The sequence below is a fragment of the Streptomyces sp. H27-H1 genome (assembly GCF_026627445.1).
Taxonomy (GTDB): Bacteria; Actinomycetota; Actinomycetes; order Streptomycetales; family Streptomycetaceae; genus Streptomyces.
Genome location: NZ_JAPNLJ010000026.1, coordinates 14,633 through 40,264, shown reverse-complemented (window position 1 = coordinate 40,264; position 25,632 = coordinate 14,633). Strand labels below are relative to the sequence as shown.

Here is a 25,632-nt window from a genome sequence, read left to right as displayed (position 1 = left end):
TGCGGTGTTCCGATCGGCAGATGCGGTGAGTGAGCGCGGGAGCGGTATCGCCTCCGAGGCGGTGGTGAGCAAATCTGGTTCGGTGGCTCCCGGGCCGAATGGAATCCCTGCGAGATCCGCAGGTCAAGAGCTGTTCACCTGCGGATTCCATCGTCTGGAGCCGCGCCGACCACCGTTTGCGTCGTTAACTCCGTGTGAACACTGCGCGATCGCCATGTGCGAGAACCGCAGGTGACCGCCGGTAAATTTCCTTACGCTTTGCCCGCCCACAGACCCGGCCGCCCGCCTGTCCGCTCTCCCAGCCGCCCACCCGACCGTCCGCCGTGGTCCCGGCTCACCGCTTTTGGCTCACCTGCGGACCGGCCGTCCCAGGGGGACGGCCGTGGGGAAGCCGCCCGGGACGCTCGCCGGGACGCGCTCGAGGACCCCGCCCGCGAAGACGTCGTAGAGCGGGAGCGTCTCCAGATGGACGTAGCCGATGTGGCAGTCGCAGACCGCCAGGGGGCAGCCGCGCGGGCGTAGTGCGGCCCGGTAGGAGCCGTCGTAGAGGTTGCCCAGCTCCGCCTTGACGAAATGGCAGCGGCGGACCGTGCCGGCCCCGTCCACGGAGATCACCGAAGCGCCCGTGCGGCACGGCAGGCCCGCCGAGCGGTGCGGGTGCCGGCTGAACGGGAAGAGCGGGTCCAGGCCGGTCCAGTCGGCCGCCTCCGGATCGGTGTACGCGTGGCCCTCCGCCGCGTTGACCCACAGGTACACCTCGGGCGGCAGCGCGGCACGCAGCCGGCGGGCCTCCGCGAGGTGTTCGGGCAGGCCGACCACGCCCACGCTGAACCGCACCCCGGCGGCGGCCAGCTCCCGGCACTTGCCCAGGAAGCGGTCGTACGGGGTCTGCCCCGGGTGGTACGTGCACCAGAGCGCGAGCGTGTCCCGGTCGGCCTCGGCGGTCCAGCCGGTACGGCCGCTCAGGTTGGTCTGGATCGCGACCCGGCGCACGTGCGGCAGGTGCGACAGCTCCACCAGCGCGCGCCGGTACCAGGAGCGGACCAGGCCCTCGCCCCACGGGGTGAACAGGACGGACAGCCGGTCGCCGGTGTTCCCGGCCGCCCAGGCGGCGAAGCGTTCCAGGGCGGCCCGGTCGGCCGTCAGCAGCTCCCGGCTGTCCCGCCGCTTGGCGAACGGGCAGTAGGGACAGTCGTAGTCGCACGAGGACAGGGGGCCCCGGTAGAGCACGGTCAGATCCATCGGGGCCTGCGGCTGCGGCCCTGCCCCCGCCCCCGCCCCGGGCCCCGTCACTTGCGCTCGTACGCGGCCATCGTGGCCCGTACGTCCGCCGAGAACAGCGCCGGGCCGGCCGCGTCCGAGTGCGCCAGCCCCTCCGGGGTCAGCCGCAGCAGCTCCGCGTCGTCCACGAGCCAGCCGCGCTCCGCGAAGGCCGCCAGCTCTGCCGGGAAGTCCTCCCGAGGACCGCTCCCGAACCGCTCCCGGTACTCGCTCACGGGCATGCCGCACGCCTGCAGCAGGGACTGCAGCAGGTGCCGGCGCCGGGCCTCCCGCGCGTCGATCCACCGGCCGTGCTCGGCCCGCGCGAAGTCCGCCTCCGGGCGCCGCACGTAGTCGTCGACGATCGTGCGGATCTGCCGCATGTCGACCGCGTAGTCGAAGGAGTAGTGCAGCTCGGCCGTGTAGGAGCGGGCGCCGCAGCCGAGGCCGATCATGCCGTCGGTCTGGCAGGCGTAGTCGTCGGCGCCCTCCTCGGGGGCCCCGGTGCGGCGGAACATCCGCATCGACACCTGCTCGTACCCGGCGGCCAGCAGGTGGTCCCGCCCGGCCCGGTACAGCCGCAGCCGCTGCTCGTCCCACCCGGCGGACGAGGCATCGGCCGGCCGCCGGCCCAGACCGGTCAGGGGGCGCACGTACAGCGGGTACAGGTACAGCTCCTCCGGCCGCCAGGCGAGCGCCGCGTCCAGGGAGTACCGCCAGCTCTCCTCCGTCTGCCCGTCTATGCCGTAGATCAGGTCGATGTTGAGCACCGGTATCGCCGCGTCCCGGATCCGCGACAGGGCCGCCTCCACCTCCGCCCGCTTCTGCGGACGCACGGCGGAGCGGGCCTCGTCGGCCACGAAGCTCTGCACGCCCAGGCTGAGCCGGGTCGTGCCCCGGTCGGCCAGGACGGCGAGCCGGTCCGCGGTGGCCGTGGCCGGCGAGGCCTCCACCGACAGCGGCGCCGCCCGCAGATCGGCGCCCGCGGCCTTCTCCGCGATATCGCAGAGCCGTTCCAGCTCGGACGCCGTCAGGAAGGTCGGCGTCCCGCCGCCGAAGGCCGCCGCCGCGAACCGCACGGGCTCCTCTTCGCCCAGGGCGCCCCGGACCGCCTTCGCCTGCCGTTCCAGCGCGTCGAGGTAGGCCGTGGTCAGCCCCTCCGGCGCGCCGATCCGGGTGAACAGGTTGCAGAACCCGCAGCGCACCTCGCAGAAGGGGATGTGGAGGTAGAGCGAGAGGGCGTCCTTGGGCCGGCCCGCCCACAGCCCGCGCAGCTCCGGCCGCTCGGGCAGCGGCCGGTACGCCGTCTTGTGCGGATAGGCGTACACGTAACTCTCGTACGGGGTGTCGAAGTTCATCGGGGGTGGGGCTCCTTGTGGTTCAACGGGAACTGCGCGTAGGGGACCGTCCAGACCGCCTCGTGGGCGAGGCGGTGCCCGGTGTACCCGTCGTCCCCGTACGTGGTTCCGTGGTCGGAGCAGACGATCGCGAAGCAGCGGCGGCGCGCGCGCATCGCGTCGAAGAGCCGCCCGATGTGCCGGTCGACATACTCCAGCGCCGCCGCGTGCGTCTCCCACGAGTCCCCGTCCCGCGCCGTGGCGCCGGGCGAGTGGAACCAGTTGGGCTGGTGCATCGCCGATACGTTCAGGAAGAGGAACAGCCGCCGGTCGTGCGGCAACCCGGCCACGACCTGCTCGGCGCGGGACACCTGGGCCTCGAAGGAGGTAGCCGACGCCACCCCGAACTCCGTTTCCCAGTGCGACTCCTGGAACATCCCGGGCAGTACGGAGCCCAGCGCGGCCGCCTTGTTGAAGAAGCCGACGCCCCCCACGCACACCGTCCGATAGCCCGCCCCGGCCAGCCCCGACACCAGGTCCGGGGTGTCGAACACCCAGGTGCGCCCGGCGGTGGTCTCACTGCCCGGGAACCGGGCGGCGAACAGCCGCGGATGCGGGCCCGGCCCGTCGGGGGTGGGCAGGAAGCCCGCGAACATGGCCTGGTGGGAGGCGTAGGTGAAACTCCCGGGCGCGTGCCGCCGCTCCCATACCCCGCCGGGCAGCCGCGCCGCCAGGTTGGGGATCCGCCCCTCGGCGGCCAGCCGTGCGGCCACGTCGTAGCGCAGCGTGTCGAGGGTGACGAGCAGCAGGTCGTCGCGGCCGACGACCTCGTTCATGTCAGGGTCGGGCGGGGGCACGGACATGCTGATCCCGTCGTACGGCGGCCACTTGGGCCGCATAGGTGTCCAGGCCCTCGGCGGGCGAGCCGGGCAGTCCTGTCAGCCGGGGCAGCAGGTCACCGAAGGCGTTGACCTCGCCCACGGCGAAACTCCGCCAGCCGAGCGCGGGGAGCAGGTCGACCCCGACGCACAGCGTGCGCGGGAAGGAGGACGCCGCCCGCTCGCAGACGGCGAGCGCGTCCCTCTCCCAGTGGCCCCCCGCCGCGGTCACGGCGGCGACGGTGGCCGCGAGATCGCCGCGGGTACCGCCGAGGTGCAGGTTGGTCAGCGGACCGGCGGCGGTGCGGACCACGGCGTGGGTGGCCCGGCCGCCGACGACCACCACCCGCAGATCGGCCACGCGCCCCTGCTGGGAAGCCTTCGCCAGCCACCGCTCGATGTGCAGGCCGTCGGGGGCCAGGGCGTCGACGATGGCGCCGATCACCCGCTCGTCCTCGTACCGCCGCAGGCGCAGCGAGTTGTGCAGCGCCCCCGAGGAGGTCCGCTCCACGGAGGTGGTGGCGCGGATCCGGCCGCCCGCGCCCGTCTCCACCGCGAGCACCCCGGAAGCCGAGGAGCCGTGCGCGAGCTTCACGAACGCCCGCCGGAAGCCGGGGAGCGTGAGCACCGCCCGGACGTCCTCCCAGCCGCGCACCGGGTCGCGGACCGCGTCCGGGCCCGAGGTCGGGGAGGCCGGTACGGGCGTCCCGGCAGCCGCCAGCACCCCGTGGCAGAGCCGCTTGTCGAACAGCACCCCGAGCTCGTCCGGATCGCTCCACAGCGTGCCGCCGGCCGACCGCACCGCCTGCGCCACTTCGTGCACGGCCGCGGTGAACCGGCGGTACCAGCGTCCGGTGCCCTCGACCCTGGTGGTGTCGGCGGCCCCGCGCAGCAGCCGCTCCACCTCGGGGTCCTCTCCGGGCGAGTCGATCCGTACGCTCTCGCCCGGACGGAAGACGGCCCGGCCGTCCAGCACGTCCAGCCACGGAACCACCCGCGCCCCGGGCAGCCCGGCGGCGCGCACGGCGTCCTGGAAGAGGGCGACCCGGCGGTTGCCGGGATTGCCGACGACGGCGAAGGCGGGAGCCGAAGGGCTCATTCCGCCACCGCGACGTAGCGGTACTCGTCCTCGTTGTGCACGTCCGGGCTCTGCACGTCGCCCAGGTCGACCTCCACGCCGTGCGGGGCGAGCGCCGCGCAGAGCCGCTCCCGGAGCGGCGCACTCACGTAGTGGTGGTGCAGGTCGAGTTTGGTGAGGTGGGTGAGAGGGCGACCGGCCAGCAACGCTTCGACGCCCTTGTCGTCCAGGATCCCCATGGAGAGGTCCAGTACCTCCAGCCGGTCCACGACCGGAGCGGTGGCGAGCGCGGCGGCGACCTCGTTCTGCATCTCGCTGTTGCGCAGCGCGAGGCGGCGCAGCGACGGCAGCCGCTCGCCGCTCAGGAACGGCGCCAGGTCGCCGGCCTCCGCGTCCCCGCCGTACTCGGAGGTGCCCAGCCACAGGTCGAGTTCGGTGAGCGCGGGCAGTTCGCTCACGGCGACCCCGCGCACCACCTCCCTGGGCAGACCGCCGCTCTCCATGCGCAGGACGCGCAGCGCGTCGTGCACCACGGGCGGGAAGACCAGGCCGTCGCCGCCGCGCACCCCGAACTCCTCCAGCGCGGGATAGGCCCGCAGCAGCGGGCTCACGTCCGACTGCTGGATCCAGGAGATCTCGCACTCCTCGAAGGTGATGTCACCGACGAACAGCGCCCGCAGTGCCGGGAGTTGTCCGGCAGCACCGGCGAGCACGTCGACGATCCCGGCGCTGGAGGCCTCGTACGGATCGGGCCAGCCGCCCACGATCAGGGCGCGCACCTGCCGGGTGTCCACGGACTCGGTGAACCGGGCGAAGGCCTGCGGCCACTCCTCCTCGGAGTCGTACGTGTCCACCGAGACCCGCCAGGCCACGGCGTCGGGCTCGGGCAGCGCGCGGGTGTCCCCGGGCCCCGGGAAGTCGAAGGCGGGCAGGCCGCCCAGCTCGCTCAGGTGATTCCCGATGGTCATGTGCGTTGCTCCTGACGGTGCGGCGGGGGCCCTGTGCGGGGTGCGACAACAGTTCTACCAAGCCCCACCGACATCCCCGACGGCCAGGGGCGCGGGACCGCCTTCCGCCAGTCCCGCTCGACACCGACGGGTCGCGCCGGACCGTGCGCCACCGGGGTCGGGACGCGCCACCGCACGCGGCCGGTGGGCGCCCTCCCACCGGAGGGCGCCCACCGGCATCGGGGGTGCGGTCAGCGCTTGCGGTAGCCGCGGGCGTCCTCGGCGGCTGCCAGTACGGCGTCGAGGTCCCCGCCGATCGCCGAGGTGAGCATGATGGCCACGGCGCCCTCCAGGAACGGCGCGTCCACGATCCGGGCGCCGTCGGGCAGTTGTGAGGGCTCCTCGCCGAGCAGGGACTTCACCGTCAGCACCGCGCTGCCCATGTCACACAGCACCGCCACGCCCTGGCCCTCGTCCACCGCCAGGGCAGCCGCCGTGATCAGCTCCGCGCTGGTGCCGATCCCCCCGTCGGGGGTGCCGCCCGCGACCGCCAGCGGAGCCGGGTCGACCGAGCCGAGCAGCGCGCCAGCCAGCGCCGCCACCGACTCCGCGACCGCCTTGCTGTGCGAGACGAGCACCACGCCGACCCGGCCGGTACGGGTCTTCGCCGCCTGCCGCTCCACCGGAGCATCGGCGACGGCCGGCTCCGTGGCGGCGAGTTCGGTCTCGGGGGCGTCCACCGCGGTGCGCAGCGCCTCCATCAGCAGGGCCACGGAGTTGGCCCCGGCGTCCTGGTGGCCGATGCTGCGCTCACCGAGGTAACTGGCCCGGCCCTTGCGGGCTTCGAGCGGTTCGGTGGCGTCGGCGCCCGTCCGGGCCGCCCGTACGGCTTCGTCCAGGGCCTCGCGCAGCGGCCGGCCCGCCCCGGCGGCTTCGGTCAGTGCCTCCACCGCGGGAGCCAGGGCGTCCACCAGCGTGGCGTCGCCGAGTTCGGCGCCGCCCAGCTTCCGCACCGACTTCAGCCCGGCGCCGAGCGCGGCCCCCAGCTCCGCCGCGGTCGGCGCCCCGGTGTCGCCGAGAGCCTTGCCCGTGCGGCGCAGGGCGGTGCCGAACAGCGGTCCGGAGGCGCCGCCCACAGTGTTCGTCAGGGTGGTGCCGGCCAGTGTCAGGAGCGCCCCCGGGGTGGTGGGCCGCTGCTCGGCCACGGCCGCGCCGACGGCGCCGAAGCCCCGTACCAGATTGGCCCCGTGGTCCCCGTCGCCGATGACCGCGTCCAGTTCGGTGAGGCGGGCGCTGTCCCGCCGTACGAGCCGGTTGGTCTCGGCGATCCAGCGGCGGAAGTAGGCGGTGTCCAGCGCGGGCGCCTGCGCCGACGTCTGCGCCGACGTCTGCGCCGACGTCTGGACCGCCGTCTCAACGGGGCTCTGTGCGGCCGGGGTCGTGGGGGTCGTCGGGGTGGCGGGCGTGGCGGTCATGGAGATGGCTCCTGAAGAGTGTCGAGAAGGGAAGCGCGGGCGGGTCAGCAGCCCCAGCGCAGGGACGGGGTGTTCACCGGGGCGTCCCACAGGCGCAGCAGTTCCTCGTCGGCGCGGCACAGGGTGAGGGTGCAGCCGGCCATGTCCAGGCTGGTGACGTAGTTGCCGACCAGGGAGCGGGCCACGGTGATCCCGCGCTCGCCGAGCACCCGCTCGACCTCCGCGCGCATGATGTACAGCTCCACGGGCGGGGTCCCGCCCAGGCCGTTGACGAGGAGGATGACGGGGGCGCCGGCCGCCTCCGGGAGGTCGGCGAGGATGGCGTCGAGCATCGCCTCGGCGGTCTCGGCGGCGCTCATGAGCGTGCGGCGCTCGCGGCCGGGCTCGCCGTGGATACCGATGCCCAGCTCGATCTCGTCCTCGCCGAGCGCGAAGTTGGGGCTGCCCTTGGCAGGGGTGGTGCAGGAAGTCAGGGCGACGCCGTAACTGCGCGCGTTCTCATTGACCTTGCGGGCGACGGCGGCCACCTCGGCGAGCGTGGCGCCCTCTTCGGCGAGGGCGCCCGCGATCTTCTCCACGAACAGGGTGGCGCCGGTGCCGCGGCGGCCCGGTCCGTGCTGCGTCCTGGCGACGGCCACGTCGTCGTCCACGACGACCTGCTCGACCTCGACGCCCTCGTCCTCGCAGTCCTCCGCCGCCATCGTGAAGTTGAGGATGTCGCCCGTGTAGTTCTTCACGATGTGCAGCACGCCCGCACCCGCGTCGACCGCGCAGGTGGCGCGCGCGATGTTGTCCGGCACCGGGGAGGTGAAGACCGGGCCGGCCACGGCCGCCGCCAGCATCCCGCGTCCGACGAACCCGGCGTGCAGCGGCTCGTGCCCGCTGCCGCCGCCCGACAGCAGGGCCACCTTCCCCGCCGGATCCCCGGCCGCCCCGGCGGCCCGCGTGACGATGCCCTTCTCCGCCTCGACGCAGAGCCCCGGGTGAGCGGCGGCCATTCCGCGCAGCGCGTCGGAGACGACACTCTCGGGGGAATTGATGAGCTTCTTCACGGTGGCCTCTTTCCTCAAAATTCCTCAAAAACGGCACGCGGAACGCGGAACTCGTTACGCCGCTCCGGAGCGGAAATAGGAATTGCGGGACGGTATTAACTCGGCACCGTCGCCGATCCGCCGCCGCTTCCGGGGCACTTGGCTGGAACTTTACTCCGGTGAACCCTGCGGGCAGCTGGGGTCCTTGGTCCCGGATCCGGGCGCAGAAGGGCCCGTCCGCAGGGGGACCGTGCATATCTCGGTCGAGGCCGGAATCCGTGATAGGGATGAATGAGCAAGCGGAAATGAATTCACAATGAGGAGGATTCACGTGAAGACCGTCGGTACGCGCATGATGATCAGCCCGCCCAAGTACGTGCAGGGCGCCGGAGCGATGAACGACCTGGGTGAGCACACCGCCCGGCTCGGGACGAACGCCGTGGTGCTCGCCGACAAGGGCGTCTGGGGCTTCGTGGACGCGGCCGTCACCGCTTCCCTCACCGGAGCCGGGGTCAAGCTGACCAAGGAGGTCTTCGGCAGGCTCTGTACCCAGAAGGAGATCGACCGGGTAACCGCCGCGGCCAAGGCCGCCGGAGCGGACGTCATCATCGGTATCGGCGGCGGCACCGCCATCGACACGGCGAAGGCCGTCGGCCACGCGCTCGGGGACATCGCCGTCGTGTCGGCGCCCACGGTGGCCTCCACCGACGCGCCGACCAGCGCGCTCGCCGTGATCTACACCGAGGGGGGCGCCTTCGAGCGCTACTCCTTCTTCCAGCGCAACCCCAACCTGGTCCTCGTCGACACCGCGCTCGTCGCGGCCGCGCCGAGCCGTTTCATCGTCTCCGGAATGGGCGACGCCCTCGCCACCTGGTACGAGGCCCGCGTCTGCGTGGCCGCCAACCGGGTCGCCATGGCCGGCGGTCTCGCCACCGAAGCCTCCCTGGCACTCGCCCGGCTGTGCTGGGAGACCCTCATGGAGTACGGCCCCCAGGCCCGGCTGGCCGCCGAGGCGCACGTGGTCACCCCGGCCCTGGAGAAGATCACGGAGGCCAACACGCTCCTGTCCGGCCTAGGTTTCGAGTCCTGCGGCCTCGCCGCCGCGCACGGCATCCACAACGGCCTGACCGTCTCGCACAAGGTGCACGGCATGATGCACGGCGAGAAGGTCAACATCGGCACCCTCGCCCAGCTGATCCTGGAAGGCGCCCCCACCGACGAGCTGGACACCTACCTGCGCTTCAGCCGCGCCGTGGGCCTGCCCACCACCCTCGCCGAGGTCGGCCTCGGCGACCCGGACCGCGAGGAGCTCCTCGCCATCGGTCGCGCGGCCACCGCGGAGGGCGAGACCACGCACAACATGCCCTTCCCAGTGACCCCGGAGATGGTCGCCGACGCCCTGATCGCGGGCGACGCGTACGCCCGCGCCGGCGCCGGGAAGTAGCGCGAGCGAGGGAGTCGGTCCTCAGGGGCCGCTCTGCCGGGCCGTCCTGCGGGGCTCCGCGCGCGTGGGGGATCTCAATGGTGGCTTCATGACACGACGTTCGTCGCCGCCAACGAGGTTCAGTCGGCCCGGCAGGTCAGATCCTTGCCCGGGAGCCTGCCCGTGGCCAGGTAGGCCATGGCACTCGTGTCCGCGCAGGAATTGCCGCCGTTGACGATGTGCCCCTCCCCGCCGGCGACGGTGACCATCCGGGAGCCGTGCAGTGCCCGGTGCATGGCCCGGCCTCCGGCCAGGGGCGTCAGGGGGTCCCATTCGTTCTGCACGATGAGCGCGGGAACCTTGTTGTTCACCGCCGTTCTGGGCTCGCTGCCCGGCTTCCAGAAGGCACACGGCTTGATGTTGGCGTCGAAATCGCCGGACAGCGGATACCGGGTCCTGTCGCGGATCGCGTCGTGGCGGTACTGCTGCGGATCGCTCGGCCATGACGCCCGGGTGTCGGCGCACAGCACGGCCCAGGCGCTCGCGTCATCGTTGTCCGGGGGAACGTCGCGGGCGGACGCCGGAGGGACGGGGCCCGTTGCCTGCCCGGAGGTCCTGGGGTTCTTGCCGTCGGCCGTCTTCTTCAGCCCGGCGACCCAGGAGGCGGCCTGCTGGACGCGGGCGAACACGGCGCGCTGAGCGCGGATGCCGTCACCGGTCAACAGCGCCCCGCCGTCCTCGAATGGGGTGCGGTCGGCCCTGGTGACGAGGTCCCAGAAGGTCTTGCGGACCGCGGCCGGTGTGCGGCCCAGACCGTACGCCGTGTGCCGCCGGGCCGTCCACCGGGTCCACCGTGTGAAGGCGAGTTCGGCCCTCTTGGCCTTCGCGGTGAACATGCCGCGCCCGTAGCCCGCGGGGTCGGCGGCGCTGTCCAGCACGAACCGGTCGGTCCGCCGGGGGAACAGCTGCGTGTAGACGGCTCCGAGATAGGTGCCGTAGGACATCCCCAGGTACGAGATCTTCTTCTCGCCCAGAGCGGCGCGGATCGCGTCCATGTCGCGCGCGGTGTTGCGGGTGGTGAGGTGGCGCAGTGTGCCGCCCGCCGCGGCCTGGCACTTGGCGGCCACGGTACGGGCCCGCTCCACATCCCTCGCGAAGGTCCCGGCCTTGTACGGGCGTTCGGTGTCCCGGTCGTCGTCGGTCAGCCCGCAGCTGACGGGAGAGCTGTGCCCGACGCCCCTGGGGTCGAACCCGATGAGGTCGTACTGTCTCCTCACCGCCGGCGAGAGGCGCAGTGCCGGCTCCACGGGCAGGTCCAGGCCGGGTCCGCCGGGTCCGCCGGGGTTGAGCAGCAGAACTCCGCGCCGTTCCTTCGCACTGCCCGCCTTGATCCGGGAGATCGCGATGCCGATCGTCCTGCCGCCGGAATCGCCGTAGTCCAGCGGTACTTGGACAGTCGCGCACTGAAAGGAGGCGGGGCTGCCCGCATCGCACCGCTGCCATCGGATCCTGTGGTGCGCTGCGGTCGGCTCGGATGCGCTGAAGGCCGTTTCGGGAATCGACACCGAAAGAAGAACAGCCGCGGCACCGGAAGCCAGGACAGACGCTACTCGTGGATTCCGCATCAGGATCAGTTCCCCGTGAGCTGCTGGCGGACGCACTGCTCGTACTGCTGGAAACTGTCGGGCCGGTAGCACTCCTGCGTCTCGTTCGCGTACCAGGCCATGAAGAAGGCAACCAGGACGGCCACCACGATCGCGACGGCTGACGTCACCACGCCGGTGATGGCCTTGCCCCGGCCGCTCCGTGTCGGACCGCTTCTCACCAGGGCGATGATGCCGAGGACCAGGCCGACGAGGCCGAGCAGGCCGCCGAAGAAGAAGACCGAGGTGCCCAGGCCGGTGACGCCCAGCACCATGGCGGCTCCGGCCGGCCGGTTCTTGGGGCCCTGAGGGTGGGGGCGGTGCGGGACCGTCCCACCGGTCCGGGCCGGTGCCGTGTCGTACGGCGGCATCTGGGTCCCCTGCGTGTTCATCAGCCATCCTCCGGTCGAGTGTTCAGGGGGCTGATTCTGGTTCCGGGAGACGTGAGCGCACATCGCGGGAAAGCGGGAGGATTTCCTCCCCCGATCGGGGGAGGGCCCCGGCCGGCCGGCCGGTCATACTGGTCGGATCATGATCTGGGGAATCAGGCCGCTGCTGCGCGGCTCCACGTACACGGGAATGTTCTTCGCCTATTGCGGCGCTCTGGCGAGCGTTCCGCTGCTGCCTTTCGCCATGCTGCCGACGCTGGTGTGGCCAGACGCTCCCTATGGCATGCAGGCCCTTCTGACCCTCCTGGTCTGGGCGGTGCTGATCGGTACGGTTGGTCTGGCCCGCACCACGCGGCGGGCGCTGATCGCGTGCGCCCGCAGGCTGCTGGGGGTGCCGTTGCCGGACCCTGCGGCGTCGGGCGGCGACCGCTGGCGGACTCCGCTGTGGCTGCTGCTGCACGTGACGCTGGGGTGGACGGGGGCACTGACCAGTGGGGTGCTGCTGCTCATGGGGGTGACCCTTCCGTCCGGCTGGCTCGGTGCTGAGGCGGAGCTGAGCCTGTTCGGCTGGTCACTGCGGGCGGACGGTGGCTGGCAGAGCTGGGCGCTGGGGCTGTGCTGCCTGCTGCTGGCCGCGGTGGCGTGCGTGGTCGTGACGGGAGCCCTGTGCCGACTGGCGCCCAGGCTGCTGGGGCCTTCGTCGGCCGAGCGGCTCGCGCTGGCGGCCGAGCGGGAACGGGCGCTGGCCGAACGCAACCGGCTGGCCCACGAGTTGCACGACTCGATCGGTCACACACTGACGGCGACCACGATCCAGGCGGCGGTGGCGAGCGAGGTGCTCACCGCCGACCCGGCGACGGCGCGGGCCGCCCTGCGCAGCATCGAGGAGTCGTCCCGGGCCGCTCTGGAGGACCTGGACTACGTACTGGGTGTGCTGCGCGATCAGCGGGCGGAGACGGCACCGACCCGCACCCTGGCCGACCTGCCCGAGCTGATCGACCGGCTGCGGCACACGGGCGCGACGGTGGAGCCGGAGCTGTCGGGCGACTGGGCACAGGTACAGGGGACGCTCTCCCGGGCGGCATACCGGATCCTGCAGGAGGGCCTGACGAACGCGCTACGGCACGGGGCGGGCGGTCCGATCGAGCTCCGGGTGGAGGCCACCCCGGACAGTCTTGAGCTGGGGGTGGTCAACAGGACCGGGCCGCCGACGAGCGCGGGCCCGGGCACCTTCCCGACGTCCGGGCACGGCATGCCCGGTCTCGCCGAACGCGTGCGGCTGCTGCATGGCGAGATCGAGGCGGGCCCGCAGGGGACGCGGCACTGGCGCCTGGCGGTCCGCCTGCCGGTACCGGCATCGGCATCGGTATGAGTGGCACCGGCATGGCCGCCCCCGACGCGAGCGCGGCCACCGATCCCGCTGACACCCCCGTCACCCTCCTGATCGCGGACGACGACGAAGTGACCCGCAGCGGTCTGCGGATGCTGCTCGGGGTTCAGCCGGGGATCGCGGTGGTCGGAGAGGCCGCCGACGGGGTCGACGCGGTCGAACAGGCGCGGCGACTGCGCCCCGACGTGGTTCTGATGGACGTACGCATGCCGCGCTGCAACGGCATCGAGGCCACCCGGCAACTCCTCGCCGACCCGGCCACCGCACCGCCGAAGGTCGTGGTGATCACCACCTTCGAGAACGACGACTACGTCACCGCGGCGCTCAGCGCGGGCGCCGCCGGGTTCGTGCTCAAGCGACTGCCGGTCCGCCAGATAGCGGAGACGGTACGGGTGGTGGCGTCGGGAGAAGCGATCCTCTTCCCCTCGGCACTGCGCCGCATGGTCACCGCCCGCCCCCTGGACTCCGCCGAGGCGCTACCCAGAGCGGCACTGACGGACCGGGAGGAAGAAGTGCTGCGGAGCATGGCCACGGGCCTGTCCAACCCGGAGATCGCGAGGGCGCTCACGGTGAGCCTGGAGACGGTGAAGACCCACGTGGGAAACGTGCTGACCAAGCTCGGCGCACAGAACAGGACACACGCGGTGGTCATCGCCTACGAATCCGGCCTGGTGGTCCCCGGCCTCAACGACTGACAGCCCGCAGGCCACAGCTCCGGACCACCGATTGTCACGTCGCGACAGCTACGTGAGCGGAGGGGCCGACCGGGTGCTGGGACAGCAGGTGGATGTCGTGGTCGGTGATGGTGTTCAGAGCAGTCGCGGTGGGCGGCGACGCAGGTCTCCACAGCTCGGCCGAGGCCCTGCTAAGGATGTACATAGCGTCGGGGGCACCGCGTCATCCTTCCCGCGCCGAAGCCCAGCTGGGCGGCCAGCCTGGCGCCGGCCCGCCCGGCCGGCGCCAGGCCCACTCGCTCCAGGGCGTGGTTGAGCCGAGTGGTGAACCGTGCGTGCGGGGCGGGCAGCCGGGAGAACGGCTCGGCGAACGGTCGCCTCCGGCCAGGTCGAAGGACAGGTCACACGGGTGAAATTCCTCAAAAGGCAAGGATTCGGACGAGCCAACCTCGACTTCCTCCGCAAACGCATGCTTCTCACGCCCTGACCCGCCCCCCCGTCACAAGATCAGCGACAGAGCCGACTTCGTGATTGCTTACACCCCCCTGCGTCAGGAGGTCAGCGCCGCGCGGGCCATCGCGTCCCCCGAAGCCTGACGGTGAGCCGGATACGTCGGGTCAGGCCGACTTGATCATGTCGGCGCACTTCTCGCCGATCATCATCGTGGTGATGCACGGGTTGACCGCCGGCAGGAACGGCATCACCGAGGCGTCCGCCACCCGCAGCCCGGTGACGCCCTTGACCCGCAGTTGCGGGTCGAGGGGCGACGCGGGGTCGTCGGCCGCGCCCATCCGGACGGTGCCCGCCGGGTGGTAGACGGTGTTGTGGGTCTTGCGGATGTAGTCCAGCAGCTCGTCGTCGGACCGGGCCGCCGGGCCGGGGGCCAGTTCGGTGCCCGCCCAGCCGGCCATCGGGGACTGGGAGACGATCTCCCGCGCGAGGCGCAGGCCGTGCGTCATCACCCGTACGTCGTGCTCGTCGGTGAAGTACCGCGGGTCCACGCGCGGCTTGTCCCGGAAGTCGCGGGTCCGCAGCCGGACGGTGCCCATCGAGCGGGCCCGGGTGACGTTCGGGGTGAGACAGAAGGCGTTCTCGGAGGTCGGGTAGCCGTGGCGGTAGGTGTTCAGGTCGAACGGCACCGACCCGTAGTGGAACATCAGGTCCGGCCGGTCCAGGCCCGGCCGGGTGTCGGTGAAGATGCCGATCTCCCACCACTGGGTGGAGGAGGAGACCATGGGCTGCTTCGCCTCCCACATGACCAGGCCCTCCGGGTGGTCCTGGAGGTTCGAGCCGACTCCGGGGGAATCGGAGAGGACGTCCACCCCGGAGTCCTTCAGGTGCCCGGCGGGGCCGATGCCCGACAGCATCAGCAGCTTGGGCGAGTCGATGGCCCCACAGGCGACGATCACTTCGCGCCGCGCCCCGACCGCCCCGGTGTGGATGGTGTCGGGCGCCAGGTACTCCACGCCCGTGCAGCGCTTGCCGGCGTCGAACACGAGCCGCTTGGCCTGCAGGCCGGTACGCACTTCGAGGTTGGGCCGACGGCCGAGAACCGGGTGCAGATAGGAGACCGACGCGGAGGACCGGGTGCCGTCCTCGCGGGCGTTGATCTGGAACCAGTGCGCGCCGCGCACCACAGTCGTGCCGGTGTTGAACGGGGTGGTGGGAATGCCGGCCGCCGCGCATGCCTCCAACAGGGCGGTGCCACACGGGTCGTTCGGCGGGACGGTGCGGATGGTGACCGGACCCGAGCGGCCGTGGTGCTCGCCGGGTGCGTCGTTTGTCTCCAACCGCCGGTACAGCGGGAAGCAGTCCGCGGCGCTCCAGCCGGTACAGCCGAGCGCACCCCATTCGTCGAGGTCCTCGGCCGGTGCCCAGAAGGCGATGCAGGAGTTGTGCGAGGAGCAGCCGCCGAGCACCTTGGCGCGGGCGTGGCGCATGAAGCTGTTGCCGTTCTCCTGCGGTTCCACCGGGTAGTCCCAGTCGTAGCCGGATTCCAGCAGTGCCATCCACTTGTCGAGTCGCAGGATGTTGTCGTCGCCGACGTCCGAGGGTCCGGCCTCCAGTACGCAGACGGTGACACTGGGGTCCTCGGTCAGCCGCGCGGCCACCACCGCACCGGCCGTTCCGCCGCCGACCACCACATAGTCGAACTCGTCCATGTCAGAACTTCCTCGTTTCACGGAGCGGGCGTACGGTTCGGGCCTCACGCACGGCTATCAAGCGCCGCCGTGGACCGGTGCGGGCTCCGGCGGTTCCCCGATGGCGTGTTCGGCGAGAACGCCGGTCTTGTTGCGCTGGACGAACCAGTAGTAGACGAAGCCGCCGGCGGCGACGACGCCGACGAACAGGACGCCGCCCCAGCGCAGGTACCAGTGCTGCGGGCCGGTGGCGTTGTAGACCTCGGCGCGCGGCCACAGCAGGTTGATGGTCATCGCGGTGCCCCAGATCACGGCCAGGATGTTGACCGGCAGGCCCCACCGGCCCAGCGAGAAGTGATCGGTCGACGGCGTCCATTTGCCGCGCAGCCGCTGCACCAGCATGGGCATGGTGACCAGCAGATACGCAACGTAGATCATGATGATGGCGATACTGGTGACGACCGAGAAGATCTGCGGCTGATTGATGTTGACGACCAGGATGGCGATCGCCACGATGCCGATCACGCACGTCGCCAGCACCGGCGTCCGGAACCTCGGGTGGAGAGCGGCCAGCTTCGAGCCGGCTGGCAGGTTGTTGTCGCGGGCCATCGCGAAGGCGAGCCGCAGCCCCGCGGTCTGTACGGACAGCGCGCACACGGTGATGGCGATGACCACGCACCACAGCACGCCCTGGCCGATGGTCTCACCGAGCGCGGCCTTCACCACGTACTGCAGGCCGTCCACGGACAGTTCCTTGGCGTGCAGGTCAGGAGTGGCCAGCAGCGCGAACAGCAGGATCAGGCCGCCGAGGAAGAAGGAGGCGATGAGCGCGCGCAGGATGGCCCGCGGAGCGTTGCGGGCCGGGTCGACGGACTCCTCGCCCAGCGAGGAGGCGGTGTCGAAGCCGTACATGACATACGCCGAGGCGAGTGAGGCGGTCAGGAACGCGCCGAAGTAGCCGAGCGTCTGTCCCTGGCCGAGGCCCTGGGTCTGCATGATGGCGCTCGGGCCGCGGGTGATGTGCGCGGCGAGCAGCACCACCAGCACGACCGCGGCGATCAGCTCGATGATCACCCCGGTGGAGTTGATGGTGGCCATCAGCTTCACCCCGAAGGCGTTGATCACGGTGGTGAAGACGATCAGGATCGTGCCGAGCAGTACGGCGTTGGAGGCCGCGTCGTACTGGCCGGTGCCGTCACCGATGATCTGGAAGAAGCTGGAGATCTGGGGGAGCGTCAACTGGTAGGCCAGGGCCACGGCGGCAAGCGACACCATGGTCGCGACCGTCATCATCCAGCCCGCCAGCCAGCCGATGTGCGGGCCGCCGGTGTGCTTGGCCCAGTTGTAGACCGATCCCGCCACGGGGAAGCGCGCGGCGAGTTCGCAGAAGCACAGCGCCACCATCAGCTGGCCGATGAAGACCATCGGCCAGGACCACCAGTAGGCGGGCCCGCCGATGCTGACGCCGAAGTAGAAGAGCTGGAACGTGCCGGTCAGGATGGAGATGTAGCTGATTCCGGCGGCGAAGGTGTGGAAGTTGCCGAGTGTGCGCTTGAGTCCGGGCTTGTAGCCCAGTTCGGTGAGCGCCGCGTCGCTGTCGACCTCGCCGCGCGCGGACCCGGGGTCCGGGGTGGGGTTGCTCATTCGAACCACCTCTGCGGGCGGGGGGCGGTGTTGCGCCAGATGTGCTTGGCCTCCTGGTACTCGGCCAGTCCCGCCGGGCCCAGTTCGCGGCCGACGCCGGACTGCTTCATGCCGCCCCACTCGGCCTGTGGCACATAGGGATGGAAGTCGTTGATCCATACGGTTCCGGCGCGCAGCCGGGCGGCGACCCGGTGCGCACGCTCGCTGTCCTGCGTCCAGACCGCTCCGGCCAGGCCGTAGACGGTGTCGTTGGCGAGCGCGACCGCCTCGGCCTCGTCATGGAACCGCTCGACGGTGAGCACCGGGCCGAACGATTCGTCACGCACCACGGACATGCCCGGGGTGCACTCGTCGAGCACCGTCGGCGGGTAGTAGAAGCCGTTGGCCAGCGCGGGGTCGTCGGGCCGGGCGCCGCCGCAGCGCAGCACCGCCCCCTCCGCCAGGCCGGCCGCGACGTACGCCTCGACCTTCTCGCGGTGCGCGGCGGAGATCAGCGGGCCGGCGCGGGCATTCTCGTCGAACGGGCCGCCGAGCCGGATCTGCTGTGCCCGCCGCACCACCTCGTCCACGAACGCGTCGTGCAGTTCGTCCTGGACCAGCAGCCGGGCACCGGCCGAGCAGACCTGCCCGGAGTGCAGGAACACCGCCATCAGGGCGTAGTCGACGGCGGTGTCGAACTCGGCGTCGGCGAAGATGATGTTGGGGTTCTTGCCGCCCAGTTCCAGGGCGATCTTCTTGACGGTGGGCGCGGCGGCGGCCATGATGCGCCGTCCGGTGAGCAGCCCGCCGGTGAAGGACACCAGGTCCACCCGCTCGTCGGTACTGAGCGGCGCTCCGGCGACAGCGCCCGCGCCGAGCACCAGGTTGGCGGCGCCGTCGGGCAGCCCGGCCTCCTTGAGCAGCCCCATCAGGAGGATGGCGGTGTGCGGGGTCAGCTCGCTGGGCTTGAGCACGAAGGTGTTGCCCGCGGCGAGCGCGGGGGCCACCTTCCAGGCGGTCTGCAGCAGCGGGTAGTTCCACGGGGTGATCAGGGAGCAGACGCCGACCGGTTCGTGCACCACCCTGCTGTCCGTTTCCGGATTGCCGGCGTCGATGATCCGGTCGGTGCCACCGGAGGCCGCCAGGTTGCCGAAGTACCGGAAGCAGTTGGCGATGTCGTCCATGTCGTATTCGCTCTCGACCAGCCGCTTCCCGGTGTCCAGGGATTCGGCGCGGGCGAACGCAGCCTTGTCGCGCTCCAGCAGACCGGCGACGCGCAGCAGCAGCCGACCGCGCTCGGCGGCCGGGGTGCCGGGCCATGGCCCGCTGTCGAATGCCTCGCGGGCGGCGGCCACGGCGGCGGCGGCGTCCTTGGGACCCGCCTCGTCCACGGTCGCTACCAGCGTGCCGTCCGCTGGGCAACGGATCTCGCGCACCTGCCCGTCCGAGGCGGTGGTCCATTGGCCGCCGATGAACAGCTCCGGCATGAAGGCTCCTGCGGTCGGGTCGGTCTACGCGGTCCTGTGACGGTCTGTAACCGACACTAAGGGGACCGTCCGGGCTCCGCAGCACACGAGGGGCCAACCGGACGGCATCCTGCTGCGCATCTGTCCGCAGAACCGGGAGCCATGCCTGACGCCCGCTGTTTCAGTTGAGGCTGGTAGCCGAGCGAGAATGCCCATCGCCACGCAGACCGCTCACCTGCCCGAACGGATGAGGAAGACTCTCACCTGGGACTGAGGACGCGAGCTGACACTCCACGAGGAGACAGAGGCCTTCACCGGCTTCCGCATCTACTTCTGTGACCCGCACACCCCTGGCAACGCGGCACGAACGAGAACACGAACGGCCGCCTGCGACAGTACTTTCCGAGACCTCCACGCAGTCGCCCGCGAGCTCAACAACCGGCCCCGCCTCGTCCTCGGAGACAACACCCCGTGCCCTCGCCGGTCTCGGTGGCCTGCATCCAGGCGACTTCCCGGGCTGAAGCACGGGCTGCTCTGCAGCGAAGCGACTGCACCTCGTCGGTGTCGGCGAGCAACCGCCAAGCCGTGGACGTAGAGGCGACCGGGCGAACACCTCGCCCTGGTCCCGCCGCACGGCCAGATCCGCGATCGCCTGACCGCCGTCGGTGAGCATCACCGCGAGATCAGTGGCGACCCGGCCCGGATCATGCCCGGTCCCGGTCCCCCAAAGCCAGCCGCATCCAAGTGAAACGGCGAGGCTAGTGCGCGTCCGCCCCGTCCGGGTCCGCCCGGCCCGGGCGCCCCTGGTCCGGGTCCGCCCGGCCCGAGACCACCGGGCCTGAATCCGCCCGGCCCGAATCCACCCGGTCGGAGTCGGTCCGGGCCGGCTCCACCCGGTCCGGGGTGGTCGCTTCCGGGGCGGACGTGCGGGACGCGAGCAGCAGGGCGATGTCGTCCGGCCGGTCGGTGGAGTGCCCTGCTTCGGCGACCAGCCGGTCCGCCGTCTCGGTCAGCGGAGCGGGACCGGCGGCCGCCAGCGCGGCCCGCAGCCGCTCCACTCCCGCGTCGATGTCAGTACCCGGGATCTCCACCAGCCCGTCCGTGTAGAGGGCGAGCACCGCCCCCGGCTCGATCCGCAGCCGGGTGACCGGATACCTGGCCTCGGCATCGATGCCGAGCACCATTCCGCCCGGCAGGTCCAGCACCTCCGTACGGCCGCCCGGATGCCGCAGCAGCGGCTGGGGATGGCCGGCCCGGACGGCCAGGGCGAGACCGGAACCCGGGTCGAGCAGGACGTAGCAGCAGCTGGCGAACTGGCCCGGATCGAGGTCGATGAGCAACTGGTTCGTGCCGCGCAGCACCTGCTCCGGCTCGCTGCCGCTCATTGCGAAGGCTCTTACCGCGCTTCGTAGTTGGCCCATGGTGGCCGCAGCCGCCACCCCGTGGCCCTGGACGTCGCCGATGACCAGCGCGAGCCGTCCGCCGCCCGCCTCGATGACGTCGTACCAGTCGCCGCCGACGTCCATCCCGACGGTGCCGGGCAGGTACCGGCCCACGGTGACCACGCTCTCGTGCACCGGTAGCCGGTGCGGCAGCAGCGCCGCCTGCAGACCGCGGGCCAGCGTCGCCTCGCTGTCGTAGCGCCGGGCCCGCTCCAGCGCCTGCGCGATCAGCCCGGCCAGCGCCGTGAGCACCGTACGCTCCTCCGGGCTGAACCCCCGTGGGGCGTCGAAGCCGAGGATGCAGGAGCCGACCGGCCGGCCGGAGGCGATCAGGGGGAGGAAGGCACGGGCGCCGACGTCGGCGTCCAGCTCGATCCCCGGGTAGGCGGCGGCCAGGTGCTGCATCGACTCGAAGAACAGCGGGCGGCCCGAGGTGAGGGTCTCGACCCCGGGCAACCGCACGTCCAGCGCGACCCCGTCGAACCGGTCGAGGAACCCCTGGGGGAAACCGGTCTCCCACGCCAGGTGCAGATGCCCCTCGCCCAGCAGGTAGATCGCCAACTGGCGCCCGCCGAAGGCCGGGAGCAGCTCGTCGGTGACCACCATCGACACCTGGCGGGCCGTCACCGCCTCGGTCAGCGCGATCGCCAGGGCCACCGGCCGGTACAGGGCCGAGGCCCGGTCGGCGGGCGAACCCATGGCGGGCGAACCGAGCCCCGTGCCGGGCTGTACCACCGACTCGGGTGCGTACGCGGGTGGTTCGGACGCGGCGATGGTGACGGTGATCCCGTCGATCCCGGGATGCAGGCCCACCGACAGCCAGTGCGGGGGCGCCTGGCGTCCGCGCCGGGCGGCTTGGAAGTGCACCGGAGTGGGGGAGAGGTACACGGCCCGGAAGTGGTCCTCGTAGGCGGGGTGTCCGAGCCAGGGCAGCGCCTCCCACAGCATCCGCCCGCAGAGTTCCGCCCCGTCGGCGCCGAGCAGGGTCGTGGCGGCGGAGCGGGCGAGGGAGTTCGCGAAGCCGATCAGGCCCTGCCGGTCCACGGACAGGACGGCCATGTCCAGCCGGTCCACGGCCGCGCGGGCGCCGGCCGCGGAGCTGCCCGGGAGGCTGCCCGGGGGTTCGCCTGCCGTGCCGGCCGGCGGACCGCCCTTGGCGCCCGTCGCCGGGCGGCCCGGCGAACTGAGTGCCGGGCCGCCCGCCGCGCCCGGTCCGGGCAGGTACACCGGGTCGCCCTCCCAGGTCACCGAGGCGCCGCCCGCGGCCAGGGCGGCCAGCTCCCCGGCCAGCCGGGCCGCCACCGCCCGCAGCCGTTTGCGGTCGCCGGGCCCGACCGGGACCCCGGGGGTCGCGGGGCGCAGTACCAGGAGGACGCCGTAGCGCTCGCGGCCGCGGGTCACGGGCTCGTAGAGCGAGCCGAAGGGGAACGGCAGCCCGGCCATCAGCTGGGGGAAGCGCCGCATCGCCGATTCGGCGTCGGGCAGGTGCACGGACTGGCCGGACCGGTAGGCCTCGGCGACGGGGTACGGGCGGTTCACTTGCATCCGCCACCAGGGGCGGAACAGCGGTCCCGGGAGCCCGGTCACGGTCGCCATCAGCAGCAGACCCTCGGTGCCGGAGCGCAGGTATACCCCGCTCGCGTACCCGCCGGCGGCCCCCATGGCGTCGAGAGCGGCCCGCGCGAGCACCCGGGCCGTGGCGTCCGTGACGGGGCCGCTGGTGTCCGATCTCGCCGTCACCCCTTCAGAATGCCCTCGGGACGGTGCTTTCGCACACCCCCAGGACCCTCCCCGTCGAATCCCGTCCGATTATCGGACGCGCGACTGCGTCATTCGGAATTTCATTCCCTGAATGGCGCAAGGAAATCCGTGGGGTCGGCGTCGGCTGACGGTCGCTCTCGTGGCGCATGACCGGAGGAAGGTCGACCTGCTGAATTGGGTACGGCGCAATCACCGTGCCGTGACCCGGCCCGGACTGGTGGGGAGCAGCTCCACCGCCCGGCTGCTCAGATCGGAACAGGGCTTGCAGCTCAGGGCGGTTGGGTCCGGGCCGCACGGCGGTGGCCGGCAGATCGGCTCGATGGTCATTCCGGCGACGTCACCTCGCTCGTTCGTCTGGGACCCTTTGTGGGCCGCCCCGCATGTTCACGACGTACTCGCCCTCGTTCGTATTGCCGTGCTCCGCAACATTCCCGTAGCGCTGAATCCGGCGAGCGCGGAGGCCGTGTCCGAGGATGGATTCCCCCTCGAAGGGCAGGTCGCCGACCCGGCGGCGTCCGGCGTCCGATCCCGTAGTCCGCCACCTCGTGGACCTGCGACCCGCGTCCGGCGGCCTGCCACCTGCGACCGGCGGCGGGGCGGCACCCCGGTCGCCGGGCCGAACCCCGGGTGATCCCGGGCCCCCGGCCGATCGGCCGATGTCCGGCCGGGAGCAGAGGGCTGAAAGTCCCGGTCGATCAGGGTCTTTGCCCGGCTGTGGGCACTCCCTCGACTGCTTAGGTTTACCTAAGTGGAGCCGAAGAAGGAGGTCCGGTGCCGTCGCTCATCGACAGCCGTCCCGGGACGACCGTACGCATCACGGGGATCGGCCCCGGTCAGGCAGGCGGGAGCCGGCGCAGGCTCCTCGAGTTCGGCTTCGTGCCGGGCGCGGACGTCACCGTGATCGCCCGGGGCGCCACCGGAGGCCTGCTCGTAGGGCTCGGTGACACCCGGGTCGCGCTGGATTCCCGTACCGCCGGCCGGCTGAGGTGTGCGCGATGAGCTGTCACGCCGCCGGGGGCGGTGCGACCGCCACGGCGGAGCGGCGGACGGGCGCGCCGTTCGTCGCCATCGTCGGCAATCCCAATGTCGGCAAGTCGACCCTCTTCAACGCCCTCACCGGCGCCCACCAGCGCGTCGGCAACTGGCCGGGCAAGACCGTCTCCGTCGCCCAGGGCGACTGGCGCACCGCGAGCGGTCGCCGGCTGCGCCTCGCCGACCTGCCCGGCTCCTACAGCCTGCTGCCCGACTCCCCGGACGAGGCGCTGGTGCGCGACGTGCTGACCGCGCCGGCGGGGGAGCGACCCGACGCGGTGGTCTTCGCCCTCGACGCGGCCAACCCGGCCCGCAACCTGTACCTGCTCTCGCAGATCCTCGACACGGACATCCCCCTCGTGGTCGCGCTCACCATGACCGACGTCGCCGCCCGGCGCGGCGCGCCCCCCGGCCCGGAGGCGTTGGCCCGCGAGCTCGCGCTGCCCGTCGTAGCGGTGGGGGGACGCTCCGGGACCGGGCTGGAGCTACTCGCCGAAGCTGTCGGTGACGCCCTGGCCCCCGCAGCGCCCCCGCACGGGCGGACTTCCGCCTGGGTGGCGGGTTCGCCCGTGGCCGCCGAACTGGCGGCCCTCGCCGCGGAGGCCGGCGGGCGGACCCCGCACCCCGCGCGGTGGCTGGCCGTCAGCCTCCTCTGCGGGGAGGAGCCGCCGGAGGTTCCGGCGGAGCTGGCCGAGCGGGCCCGTGCCGCGGCGGACCGCCTCGCCGCGACGGCCGACGGCAGCGGGACGGAGGGCGGCGGGACGGAGGGCGCCGGGGCGGAAGGCGCCGGGGCGGAAGGCGGCGGGACCGAGGGTGCAGGCTCCGACACCGACGCCGAACTGCTCGTGGCCGAAGCCCGCTACGCCTGGGCACACGCCGTCATCGAACGCGCGGCGCCCCGCCCGGCCGGGGCCCGGCCCACCCTCACCGACCGGGTGGACCGGCTGCTGCTGTCCCGCGGATTCGGCATACCGTTCTTCCTCGCTGTCATGTGGGGTGTCTTCCAGGCCACCACCGTCCTGGCCAAGCCCCTCCAGGACGGCCTCGGGGCCTTCGTCTCCGGGCCCGTGAGCGGGGGCGCCGACCGGCTCCTGGAAGCCGTCCACGCGCCCGGCTGGCTGACCGGGCTGCTGGTGGACGGCCTGATCAACGGGGTGGGCCAGCTGCTCACCTTCGTCCCGCTGATGATCATCATGTTCCTGCTGCTGGCCCTGCTGGAGGACTCCGGCTACTTCGCCCGCGCCGCGTTCGTCGCCGACCGCCTGATGCGGACCCTGAGGCTGCCCGGCCGGGCCTTCCTGCCGCTCGTCGTCGGCTTCGGCTGCAACGTCCCCGCCCTCGCCGGGACCCGGATCCTCAACCGCCGCTCGCACCGGCTGCTCGTCGGCCTGCTCATCCCGTACATGAGCTGCACCGCCCGCCTCGCCGTCTACGTGATGATCGCGGACGTCTTCTTCGGCTCGAACTCCGGCACCGTCGTCTTCTTCCTCTACGTCGCCTCCGTGCTGCTGGTGATCGTCATGGGCCTGATCCTGCGACCCCTGCTGTTCAAGGACATGAAGGAGGAACCGCTCGTCCTGGAACTGCCCCCGTACCGGCTGCCCACCGTGCGCGTCACCGGCGCCCAGGTCTGGCAGAAGCTCACGGCGTTCCTGCGCACGGCCGGCGGCATCATCGTGGCCACCGCCGCGGCCGTCTGGCTGCTGATGGCCGTCCCGGCGGGCGCCGGCCACGGCGGCTTCGGCAAGGTGGACGTCGAACAGAGCGTCTTCGGCGCGGTGACCCGCGGGACGGCGTCCCTCGTCGCCCCGGCCGGCTTCGGCGACTGGCACGCCACGGCCGCGCTCGGCACCGGGCTGATCGCCAAGGAGGGCGTGATCTCCACCCTCGCCCAGACCTACTCGGCCGAGGAGGGCGGCGACCCCAGGCTCACCGCGCGCCTGCACGCCACCTTCGAGGAATCCTCCGGCGGACACCAGCGGGCGGCCGCGCTCGCCTTCCTCGTCTTCATCCTCGCCTACACCCCGTGCATGGCCACCCTGGCCGCGCAGCGGGCAGAGATCGGCACCCGGCTGACCGTCATCGGCTTCGGCATCCAACTCGCGGCGGCCTGGCTGCTGGCCGTCGGCGTCTTCCAGATCGCGAGGCTGATGTGGTGAGCGGAACCGGATGGGCCGGCGGAGCCGGATGGACCGGCGGAATCGGATGGACCGGCGGAATCGGATGGACGGGTGTGACCGGACGGACCGGCGGGACCGGCGCAGGCACCGGGTCCGGCGCAGGCACCGGGTCCGGCATGCTGCGCCGGCTGCTGCGCGCCTTCGAGGAGGCCGCCCCCGGCGAGGGTCTCGCGCAGATCGCCGACCGGCTGGGCATCGACCGGGCCGAGGCGGCCGACCTGGCCGCGTACTGGGTCCGCAAGGGCCGGCTCCGCCGCGAGGAGATCGGGGCCCCGGACTGCTCGGGCTGCTTCTTCGCCTCACGCGGATGCGGGACGACCTGCCCCGACGGGTCCGCCGGATCCTCGAGGACGGCCCTGGTCGCTCTGACCCCGGTACCGCGCGGTGAGGGTTCGGGCCGCCCCGCCCCGTAGCTCCCTGGTCCCGTAGCCCCGTACGCCGTACGGACTCACCCGATCGCCC

The 25,632-nt window shown here is 72.2% G+C and carries 20 protein-coding genes and 2 pseudogenes; 8 read left to right on the top strand and 14 right to left on the bottom strand.

Annotated features, from left to right (window positions below; all coding sequences use genetic code 11):
* Positions 1-348 precede the first annotated feature (348 nt).
* The 8 genes and pseudogenes from OTB20_RS25755 to dhaK all read right to left on the bottom strand — a co-directional run bounded on the left by OTB20_RS25755 (position 349) and on the right by dhaK (position 8,027).
* Positions 349-1,242 (bottom strand): STM4011 family radical SAM protein, encoded by an 894-nt coding sequence (locus OTB20_RS25755; protein WP_267820910.1) that lies wholly within the window; start codon positions 1,240-1,242, stop codon positions 349-351.
* Positions 1,243-1,289: 47 nt separating this feature from the next.
* Positions 1,290-2,618, bottom strand: a complete 1,329-nt coding sequence (locus OTB20_RS25750; protein WP_267820908.1) for an STM4012 family radical SAM protein — start codon at positions 2,616-2,618, stop codon at positions 1,290-1,292.
* Entirely contained in the window at positions 2,615-3,433 is an 819-nt protein-coding gene (locus OTB20_RS25745; RefSeq protein ID WP_267821025.1) for an STM4013/SEN3800 family hydrolase, read from the bottom strand. Before OTB20_RS25745 ends, OTB20_RS25750 begins: the two co-directional genes overlap by 4 nt.
* A 1-nt stretch (position 3,434) precedes the next feature.
* Complete coding sequence (locus tag OTB20_RS25740) at positions 3,435-4,574, bottom strand: STM4014 family protein (protein WP_267820906.1); 1,140 nt, start codon at positions 4,572-4,574, stop codon at positions 3,435-3,437.
* Entirely contained in the window at positions 4,571-5,521 is a 951-nt protein-coding gene (locus tag OTB20_RS25735; protein WP_267820905.1) for an STM4015 family protein, read from the bottom strand. Before OTB20_RS25735 ends, OTB20_RS25740 begins: the two co-directional genes overlap by 4 nt.
* Positions 5,522-5,751: 230 nt before the next feature.
* Positions 5,752-6,261 carry a PTS-dependent dihydroxyacetone kinase phosphotransferase subunit DhaM gene (locus tag OTB20_RS25730; RefSeq protein ID WP_267821023.1) on the bottom strand — a complete coding sequence of 170 codons (510 nt, stop codon included), beginning with the start codon at positions 6,259-6,261 and terminating at the stop codon, positions 5,752-5,754.
* Positions 6,235-6,975, bottom strand: a pseudogene (dhaL, locus tag OTB20_RS25725) (dihydroxyacetone kinase subunit DhaL); the annotation flags it as partial. The gene OTB20_RS25730 and the pseudogene dhaL, both read right to left, overlap by 27 nt.
* A 44-nt stretch (positions 6,976-7,019) precedes the next feature.
* Positions 7,020-8,027 (bottom strand): dihydroxyacetone kinase subunit DhaK, encoded by a 1,008-nt coding sequence (gene dhaK / locus OTB20_RS25720; protein ID WP_267820903.1) that lies wholly within the window; start codon positions 8,025-8,027, stop codon positions 7,020-7,022.
* A 310-nt stretch (positions 8,028-8,337) separates the two neighbouring features.
* Here dhaK and OTB20_RS25715 point away from each other — a divergent pair, with 310 nt between their 5' ends.
* On the top strand, positions 8,338-9,450 hold the full coding sequence (locus OTB20_RS25715; protein WP_267820902.1) for a glycerol dehydrogenase: 1,113 nt from the start codon (positions 8,338-8,340) through the stop codon (positions 9,448-9,450).
* 119 nt (positions 9,451-9,569) lie between these two features.
* Here OTB20_RS25715 and OTB20_RS25710 read toward each other — a convergent pair whose 3' ends face one another.
* Both OTB20_RS25710 and OTB20_RS25705 read right to left on the bottom strand, forming a co-directional pair.
* Complete coding sequence (locus tag OTB20_RS25710; protein ID WP_267820900.1) at positions 9,570-11,054, bottom strand: alpha/beta hydrolase; 1,485 nt, start codon at positions 11,052-11,054, stop codon at positions 9,570-9,572.
* A 5-nt stretch (positions 11,055-11,059) separates the two neighbouring features.
* Positions 11,060-11,464, bottom strand: coding sequence for a DUF4190 domain-containing protein (locus OTB20_RS25705; protein ID WP_267820898.1), 405 nt, complete (start codon positions 11,462-11,464; stop codon positions 11,060-11,062).
* A gap of 139 nt (positions 11,465-11,603) precedes the next feature.
* Here OTB20_RS25705 and OTB20_RS25700 point away from each other — a divergent pair, with 139 nt between their 5' ends.
* Positions 11,604-12,833 carry a sensor histidine kinase gene (locus tag OTB20_RS25700; RefSeq protein ID WP_267820896.1) on the top strand — a complete coding sequence of 410 codons (1,230 nt, stop codon included), beginning with the start codon at positions 11,604-11,606 and terminating at the stop codon, positions 12,831-12,833.
* Positions 12,830-13,546, top strand: coding sequence for a response regulator transcription factor (locus tag OTB20_RS25695; RefSeq protein WP_267820894.1), 717 nt, complete (start codon positions 12,830-12,832; stop codon positions 13,544-13,546). Before OTB20_RS25700 ends, OTB20_RS25695 begins: the two co-directional genes overlap by 4 nt.
* Positions 13,547-14,142: 596 nt before the next feature.
* Here OTB20_RS25695 and OTB20_RS25690 read toward each other — a convergent pair.
* Genes OTB20_RS25690 through OTB20_RS25680 form a run of 3 tightly spaced genes read right to left on the bottom strand, consistent with a single transcriptional unit; the run spans position 14,143 to position 18,776 of the window.
* Entirely contained in the window at positions 14,143-15,687 is a 1,545-nt protein-coding gene (locus OTB20_RS25690; protein ID WP_267820893.1) for a GMC family oxidoreductase, read from the bottom strand.
* A gap of 57 nt (positions 15,688-15,744) precedes the next feature.
* Complete coding sequence (locus OTB20_RS25685) at positions 15,745-17,310, bottom strand: APC family permease (RefSeq protein WP_267820892.1); 1,566 nt, start codon at positions 17,308-17,310, stop codon at positions 15,745-15,747.
* Positions 17,307-18,776 carry an aldehyde dehydrogenase family protein gene (locus OTB20_RS25680; RefSeq protein ID WP_267820891.1) on the bottom strand — a complete coding sequence of 490 codons (1,470 nt, stop codon included), beginning with the start codon at positions 18,774-18,776 and terminating at the stop codon, positions 17,307-17,309. Before OTB20_RS25680 ends, OTB20_RS25685 begins: the two co-directional genes overlap by 4 nt.
* Before the next feature lie 214 nt (positions 18,777-18,990).
* Between OTB20_RS25680 and OTB20_RS25675 the strand changes: the two are divergent.
* Positions 18,991-19,227 (top strand): annotated as a pseudogene (locus OTB20_RS25675) (IS30 family transposase); the annotation flags it as partial.
* 286 nt (positions 19,228-19,513) lie between these two features.
* Here the strand turns inward: OTB20_RS25675 and OTB20_RS25665 are convergent.
* Positions 19,514-21,937 (bottom strand): SpoIIE family protein phosphatase, encoded by a 2,424-nt coding sequence (locus OTB20_RS25665; RefSeq protein WP_420716486.1) that lies wholly within the window; start codon positions 21,935-21,937, stop codon positions 19,514-19,516.
* Positions 21,938-22,049: 112 nt separating this feature from the next.
* On the opposite strand from OTB20_RS25665, the gene OTB20_RS42865 reads away from it, so the two are divergent.
* The 4 genes from OTB20_RS42865 to OTB20_RS25650 all read left to right on the top strand — a co-directional run bounded on the left by OTB20_RS42865 (position 22,050) and on the right by OTB20_RS25650 (position 25,583).
* Entirely contained in the window at positions 22,050-22,589 is a 540-nt protein-coding gene (locus OTB20_RS42865; protein ID WP_420716485.1) for a methylglyoxal synthase, read from the top strand.
* Between the two features lie 140 nt (positions 22,590-22,729).
* Positions 22,730-22,957 carry a FeoA family protein gene (locus tag OTB20_RS25660; RefSeq protein ID WP_267820889.1) on the top strand — a complete coding sequence of 76 codons (228 nt, stop codon included), beginning with the start codon at positions 22,730-22,732 and terminating at the stop codon, positions 22,955-22,957.
* The gene (gene feoB, locus OTB20_RS25655) at positions 22,954-25,149 is read left to right on the top strand and encodes a ferrous iron transport protein B (RefSeq protein ID WP_267820887.1); all 2,196 of its coding nucleotides are present in this window, start codon (positions 22,954-22,956) and stop codon (positions 25,147-25,149) included. The genes OTB20_RS25660 and feoB overlap by 4 nt, the downstream gene beginning before the upstream one ends.
* The gene (locus OTB20_RS25650; RefSeq protein WP_267820885.1) at positions 25,146-25,583 is read left to right on the top strand and encodes a helix-turn-helix domain-containing protein; all 438 of its coding nucleotides are present in this window, start codon (positions 25,146-25,148) and stop codon (positions 25,581-25,583) included. The genes feoB and OTB20_RS25650 overlap by 4 nt, the downstream gene beginning before the upstream one ends.
* Positions 25,584-25,632: the final 49 nt, after the last annotated feature.

Bases quoted from the DNA above. Each gene is read 5' to 3' on its own strand.
- OTB20_RS25755 (WP_267820910.1), bottom strand. From the start codon at position 1,242: ATGGATCTGACCGTGCTCTACCGGGGCCCCCTGTCCTCGTGCGACTAC.
- OTB20_RS25750 (WP_267820908.1), bottom strand. From the start codon at position 2,618: ATGAACTTCGACACCCCGTACGAGAGTTACGTGTACGCCTATCCGCAC.
- OTB20_RS25745 (WP_267821025.1), bottom strand. From the start codon at position 3,433: ATGAACGAGGTCGTCGGCCGCGACGACCTGCTGCTCGTCACCCTCGAC.
- OTB20_RS25740 (WP_267820906.1), bottom strand. From the start codon at position 4,574: ATGAGCCCTTCGGCTCCCGCCTTCGCCGTCGTCGGCAATCCCGGCAAC.
- OTB20_RS25735 (WP_267820905.1), bottom strand. From the start codon at position 5,521: ATGACCATCGGGAATCACCTGAGCGAGCTGGGCGGCCTGCCCGCCTTC.
- OTB20_RS25730 (WP_267821023.1), bottom strand. From the start codon at position 6,261: ATGGAGGCGCTGCGCACCGCGGTGGACGCCCCCGAGACCGAACTCGCC.
- OTB20_RS25710 (WP_267820900.1), bottom strand. From the start codon at position 11,054: ATGCGGAATCCACGAGTAGCGTCTGTCCTGGCTTCCGGTGCCGCGGCT.
- OTB20_RS25705 (WP_267820898.1), bottom strand. From the start codon at position 11,464: ATGAACACGCAGGGGACCCAGATGCCGCCGTACGACACGGCACCGGCC.
- OTB20_RS25700 (WP_267820896.1), top strand. From the start codon at position 11,604: ATGATCTGGGGAATCAGGCCGCTGCTGCGCGGCTCCACGTACACGGGA.
- OTB20_RS25695 (WP_267820894.1), top strand. From the start codon at position 12,830: ATGAGTGGCACCGGCATGGCCGCCCCCGACGCGAGCGCGGCCACCGAT.
- OTB20_RS25690 (WP_267820893.1), bottom strand. From the start codon at position 15,687: ATGGACGAGTTCGACTATGTGGTGGTCGGCGGCGGAACGGCCGGTGCG.
- OTB20_RS25685 (WP_267820892.1), bottom strand. From the start codon at position 17,310: ATGAGCAACCCCACCCCGGACCCCGGGTCCGCGCGCGGCGAGGTCGAC.
- OTB20_RS25680 (WP_267820891.1), bottom strand. From the start codon at position 18,776: ATGCCGGAGCTGTTCATCGGCGGCCAATGGACCACCGCCTCGGACGGG.
- OTB20_RS42865 (WP_420716485.1), top strand. From the start codon at position 22,050: ATGGCGCAAGGAAATCCGTGGGGTCGGCGTCGGCTGACGGTCGCTCTC.
- feoB (WP_267820887.1), top strand. From the start codon at position 22,954: ATGAGCTGTCACGCCGCCGGGGGCGGTGCGACCGCCACGGCGGAGCGG.